At 62.3% G+C, this 5,821-nt stretch carries 6 protein-coding genes; 4 read left to right on the top strand and 2 right to left on the bottom strand.

What is annotated here, in order from left to right:
• Positions 1-295: 295 nt before the first annotated feature.
• Complete coding sequence (locus tag J1G34_RS26825; protein ID WP_122463412.1) at positions 296-1,099, bottom strand: hypothetical protein; 804 nt, start codon at positions 1,097-1,099, stop codon at positions 296-298.
• Between the two features lie 99 nt (positions 1,100-1,198).
• A complete protein-coding gene (locus tag J1G34_RS26820) occupies positions 1,199-2,161 on the bottom strand; it encodes an alpha/beta hydrolase (protein WP_065894017.1) in 963 nt (320 codons plus the stop codon).
• A 143-nt stretch (positions 2,162-2,304) separates the two neighbouring features.
• Here J1G34_RS26820 and aroC point away from each other — a divergent pair, with 143 nt between their 5' ends.
• The 4 genes from aroC to J1G34_RS26800 all read left to right on the top strand — a co-directional run bounded on the left by aroC (position 2,305) and on the right by J1G34_RS26800 (position 5,569).
• The gene (aroC, locus tag J1G34_RS26815; protein WP_222994860.1) at positions 2,305-3,396 is read left to right on the top strand and encodes a chorismate synthase; all 1,092 of its coding nucleotides are present in this window, start codon (positions 2,305-2,307) and stop codon (positions 3,394-3,396) included.
• Between the two features lie 10 nt (positions 3,397-3,406).
• On the top strand, positions 3,407-4,567 hold the full coding sequence (locus J1G34_RS26810; RefSeq protein ID WP_065898431.1) for an MFS transporter: 1,161 nt from the start codon (positions 3,407-3,409) through the stop codon (positions 4,565-4,567).
• Complete coding sequence (locus J1G34_RS26805; protein WP_222994859.1) at positions 4,564-5,091, top strand: acireductone dioxygenase; 528 nt, start codon at positions 4,564-4,566, stop codon at positions 5,089-5,091. The genes J1G34_RS26810 and J1G34_RS26805 overlap by 4 nt, the downstream gene beginning before the upstream one ends.
• Before the next feature lie 208 nt (positions 5,092-5,299).
• On the top strand, positions 5,300-5,569 hold the full coding sequence (locus tag J1G34_RS26800) for a response regulator transcription factor (protein WP_065887968.1): 270 nt from the start codon (positions 5,300-5,302) through the stop codon (positions 5,567-5,569).
• The last annotated feature ends 252 nt before the right edge of the window (positions 5,570-5,821 follow it).

Below are 5,821 nucleotides of genomic sequence, written 5' to 3'. Positions count from 1 at the left end.
GTGGGCCGCCGCCACGCGCCATCCATGGCGCGGGGCGGCTAACCCGGCGTCCTGCCGGGTTACCCACGGATTCAAGCCTGCGTTCGGCCAGCGTGGTTTGACGGGGCGCCTGAGATCAAGATCAAAAGCAGATCAAGATCAAGAGCGACTCGCTTCGCATCGTGGTTACGGTTGGGCGCTGCTGAGTTGTGTAGATACCTATGCCCCGGTGAGGCAGTGTCAGTAAATGCATTGCTAACTGATACATCGCTATCGGGGGCAAGCCCCCTCCCACATTTGATTGCATTCCAGTCTGTTAACGGTGCGTGGCAATCCAGATCAACAGCCCCGCCTGAAACACGGTAAATGCCACCAGGCAGGTGATGGTAAAGCGCAGCCCGCTGTCCTCGCGTTTGAACTTGAGCACCTTTTCCTCTTCCTTGCGCAGCTTCACTTCCTGCTCGGCCAGGTTCTGCTCGGCCTGTTGCAGCATCTGCGCAGCTTCGAGGATTTCCACGAATTGCACTTTCTCGGTGTTCCAGCTGTCCAGTACATCGCTGACTTTGCCCGGCTGTACGTTGCCCTTGAGGTGTTGCACGTCGGCATAGGCCACGTCAAAACCCTGGACGCGCAGGAAGTGATCGCGGCGCAGGCGCGTGGCTTCGTTGAGCGCGTCCTTGTTGGCCAGGTCGACGCCATCGACGCGGTAGTGTGACCACTTCTTCTTGGCCCATGCGGCGGCCTGGGCCACCAGGAAGCGGCCGAGGCCACGGTTGGCCGGTTCGATTTCCAGGCTGTTGCCCGGGCCGAAGTGCACGCGATGTTTATCGTGGTCCACCCAGATATCCAGGGTGTTCTGCTCGCGCCGAACGCGCTGGCTGGGCAACTGGATGACCAGGCGCAACAGGCTGTGATGCGAATCATGGCGCTCGGCGTAACCGAACTGTACAAACCGCAAGGGCCGCGCGCCGGTCGCACGGTCGATGGCCAACGGGGCGAGGCGCAGCATCTTGAAATGTTCGGCGTGTACGTCCGCCCAAGGCAGCGCCGCCGCAGCGGCGGCCTCGGCTTCAGCCGGGATGTCAGCGGTGGGTTCGGGTGTTGCTTCGGTGGTTGTCATGCGGCGCGATCCTGTCCAAGCCCTGCGAGCCGACAGTCTTTTTACTGTCGACTCTGGGCTTATCGGCCGTTTTCTCCAGGACTGGAGGCCAATGGCCGCTTAACGCGGTGCAAGTCCGTCGATAAAGCGCACTATCCGCTCGCCCAACTCGGCCGCAAGGGGCAATTTCGGATCGTTGTAGGACGCCAGTTGCTGCTTGACGTTGTTGGGCACGATGCGCATCACGTGGTTCATGCCTTCGATCACGGTCAACTGTGCGTCGGGCTTGGCCTTTTTCAATTGCCGTGCATCGTCCACGCCGACCTGTATGTCGTTGGTGCCCTGGATGATCAGGGCCGGCATGCTCAAGCGCGCAAAGGCTGCCGAGGGATCGGCGCGAAACAGGCTGATCAGATAGGGCTGCACGCTGGGTCGGAAAATACCTTCGAGTGGGCGCGGCACATCGTCATCCACCTGGCCGGCCTTGAGGTGGTCGAGAATGTCGTTGCTGCGCAGCAACAGCGCCGGTGGCAGGTGATCGGCCAGTTGCTGGCGAATCACCTGGTCGACCGGGCGGGCGCTGCCGGACAAGGAAATCACCCCGGCCGGATTCAACTGCGGCGCAGCGAGGGCGGCAACCAGCGCGCCTTCGCTGTGGCCCAGCACAATCAACGGGCCCATGCGCTTGTCAGCCTTGAGCAACTTGCCCCAGGCCACGGCGTCGGCCACGTAGGCGTCGAGGGTCAGGTTGCGTTCATCCGGGGTCGCGGCAAGGCTGGCGGCCACGCCGCGTTTGTCATAGCGCACGCTGGCGATATTGTGCCGGGCGAGCACCCAGGCCAGGCGCTTGAGGCTGTCGTTGCGCGCGCCGTCGGCGCTGTTGCCGTTGCGGTCGGTGGGACCTGAACCGGCGATGATCAGCACCACCGGCACGGGTTGGTCGGACTGCGGCAACAGCAGCGAGCCAAACAGCTCGCCGCTGCCGGTGTCCAGGCTGATGGGCCGTTGCAGCACGACGGGGGAGGCGGCCTGGGCCGCGACGGTAAACAGGGTGAGGGTGAACAGCAGAACTCGCAGCATCATCGCGCCATCATTGGAGAGGTGCCGGTTGGACCAACGTCTACCGGTAAGGTTTCGAGGATGAACTAGTCGGTTAGCCTGCGTATACTGGCCGCCTTAAGTTATTACGGTTGACTTGATTCAACTGATTTCACGGAGCGCTCCGCATGTCCGGCAACACCTTCGGCAAGCTGTTCACAGTCACCACCGCGGGCGAAAGCCATGGCCCGGCGTTGGTCGCCATTGTCGACGGCTGCCCGCCCGGCCTCGAGCTGTCTGTGCAAGACCTGCAGCGTGATCTGGACCGCCGCAAGCCCGGCACCAGCCGCCATACCACCCAGCGCCAGGAACCCGACGAAGTCGAGATTCTCTCCGGGGTGTTCGAAGGCCGCACCACCGGCTGCGCCATCGGCCTGTTGATCCGTAATACCGACCAGAAGTCCAAGGACTACTCGGCGATCAAGGACCTGTTTCGCCCGGCCCATGCCGACTACACCTACCATCACAAATACGGCGAGCGCGACTACCGTGGCGGCGGCCGCAGTTCGGCCCGTGAAACCGCGATGCGCGTGGCGGCCGGTGCCATTGCCAAGAAATACCTGGCGGCCCAGGGCATCGTCATTCGTGGCTACATGAGCCAGCTCGGCCCGATTGAGATCCCGTTCAAGACCTGGCACAGCATCGAAGACAACGCCTTCTTCTGCCCCGACCCGGACAAGGTGCCGGAGCTGGAAGCCTACATGGACCAGTTGCGCCGCGACCAGGACTCGGTCGGTGCGAAGATCACCGTTGTGGCCGAGGGCGTGAAGCCGGGCCTGGGCGAGCCGATCTTCGACCGTCTCGACGCCGAACTGGCCCACGCGCTGATGAGCATCAACGCGGTCAAGGGCGTGGAAATCGGTGCCGGTTTCGCCTGCGTGGCCCAGCGCGGCACCGAGCATCGCGATGAGATGACCCCGCAGGGGTTTCTCAGCAACAACGCCGGCGGCATCCTCGGTGGCATCTCCTCGGGCCAGCCGATCGTTGCGCACCTGGCGCTCAAGGCCACATCGAGCATCACCACGCCGGGCCGCTCGATCGATGTGCACGGCAACCCGGTCGACGTGATTACCAAGGGCCGCCACGACCCGTGCGTCGGCATCCGCGCCACACCCATTGCCGAGGCGATGATGGCTATCGTGCTGATGGACCACCTGCTGCGCAATCGTGGTCAGAATGCCGATGTGCAGGTGAGTACGCCGGTGCTGGGCCAGCTGTGACGGGCTGACAGTGACAGCCCTCCCTTATTGGCGCCTCTCCAGTTTCTACCTGTTCTACTTCGCCCTGCTCGGGGCGACGGCGCCGTTCCTGGCGCTGTATTTCGATCACTTGGGCTTCTCCAGCGCGCGTATTGGCGAGCTGGTGGCCATTCCCATGCTGATGCGTTGCGTGGCGCCCAACCTCTGGGGCTGGCTGGGCGACTACACCGGCCGCCGCCTGGCCATCGTACGGTTCGGCGCGGTGTGCACGCTGTTGAGTTTCTCGTTGATTTTCGTCAGCAAGACCTACGCCTGGCTGGCCCTGGTCATGGCCCTGCATGCGTTCTTCTGGCACGCGGTGCTGCCGCAGTTCGAAGTGATCACCCTGGCTCATCTGCAGCGCCAGACGGCGCGCTACAGCCAGATCCGCCTGTGGGGCTCCATCGGCTTTATCCTTACCGTCGTGATCATGGGCCGCCTGTTCGACTGGCTGAGCGTGGACATCTACCCGGTGGTGGTCGTGGTGATCATGGCCGGTATCATCGGCGCCAGCCTGTGGGTGCCGAATGCGCAGCCCGCCAGCCACGGCCAACGCCTGGCCGGGGACGGCTTTGTGCGGCAGTTACGCAACCCCGGCGTGCTGGCGTTCTATGCCTGTGTGGCACTGATGCAAATGAGCCATGGCCCCTATTACACCTTTCTCACACTGCACCTTGAACACCTGGGCTACAGCCGTGGCGTAATCGGTTTGCTGTGGGCCCTCGGGGTGGTGGCGGAGGTCCTGATGTTCCTGGCCATGAGCCGCATCCTCTCGCGCTTTTCGGTGCGCCGGGTGCTGCTGGCGAGTTTCCTGCTGGCGGCGCTGCGCTGGCTGCTGCTCGGCGCATTTGCCGAATTTTTCTGGGTGCTGCTGCTGGCGCAAGTGCTGCATGCCGCCACGTTCGGCAGTTTCCATGCGGCGGCCATCGCCTTCGTGCAGCGCAGTTTTGGTGATCGCCAGCAAGGCCAGGGCCAGGCGCTTTACGCCGCGCTGTCCGGCACCGGCGGTGCGCTGGGCGCGCTGTATGCCGGTTACAGCTGGAACCTGCTGGGCCCCACGCTGACGTTCAGTATTGCCAGCATCGCGGCCCTGGCTGCCGCCGTTATCATTGGCCTTCGATTGCAAGAGCCGAACCAAGGAACCGTGCAATGAGCTATGTCGCCGTCTATGACCTCGCTACACCGGACACCCCGAACAAAGTGCTGACCCACTTCGACGACATTCAGTCGACCCTGGCCGAACACGGCGTGCGCTTTGCACGCTGGCAGCCCGGCACACTCGAAAAGGGCGTCGACGATGCGCAACTGATTGCGGCGTATCAGCCGCAGATCGACGCGCTCGGCTACACGCGTGCCGAGGTGCTCAGCGTGACCGGTGCTGACTCCAAAGAAGTGCTGCAGGCCGAACGCCTGGATGAGCACACCTGCGCTGAAGACCAGGCGCGATTCTTCATCGCTGGCCAGGGGCTGTGCTCGTTGCGCATTGGCAAGTATGTCTACGGCGTGCGGTGTGAGAAGAACGATCTGCTGATCGTGCCTGCCGAGATGCCCCATTGGTTCGACATGGGCGAGCATCCTTATTGTGTGATGCTGCATTTGTTCAACACCGTCGAGGGCGCGGTGCCGACGTTGACCGGCAGTGACATCGCCCGTGACGCTGGCAAATTGGACGACTAAGACAAATATTTTAAATGTTCAACCCGGGCAAGTTGGAATTTGCTGTGGGAAGAAGCCTAATTCCATGTAGGGCTTGGCTGTTTAGCCTCGGCCTCGCTCTCTCATTGCTCAGGTTGTGTAACTCTCGCTTTGTTCAATGTTCATGGCGCCTGTCAATAGGAAGAATCCGAAGGGTGACAGCGCATCGGCATATAAAAAGGAGAGAGCAATGAGTCGCCCAGAGGAGATGTCTCACCCGTTGGAAATCGTGCCGACGGCCATCAGAAGACGCTTGAGTCTGCTCGGCAAACCCCTCACCCGGACGGAACTGGAGATTCTGCGATGGGCCTCCGAGGGCAAGACCATTTGGGAGATGAGCAGGATTCGCTGCACCTCGGAGGCCACGGTTAAATTCCATCTGCGCAATATCTACGGCAAGCTCGATGTGAATAACCGGGTGCAGGCGATGAATGAGGCGACGCGTCAGGGACTGTGCTGACGGCGTAAAAAAGGGCCGCGGCGCTCAACGGCGTACAAGGATCGTTCCCACGCTCCGCGTGGGAATGCCGCCCAGGACGCTCTGCGTCCTGCTTTCAATGCAACATCCGAAACGTGCGCAATGGTGACGCGGAGCGTCACGGGATGCATTCCCACGCGGAGCGAGGGAACGATCATCTCAGCGAAAGACTTGCCGCGACGCTCAGTCATGCACAAGATCGTTCCCACGCTCCGCGTGGGAATGCCGCCGAGG

Source organism: Pseudomonas sp. Wu6 (assembly GCF_019891515.1).
In the GTDB taxonomy this organism is placed as follows: Bacteria; Pseudomonadota; Gammaproteobacteria; order Pseudomonadales; family Pseudomonadaceae; genus Aquipseudomonas; species Aquipseudomonas orientalis_A.
Note: the sequence above shows the minus strand (reverse complement) of the source record. Positions and strands in the feature narration are given on the sequence as shown.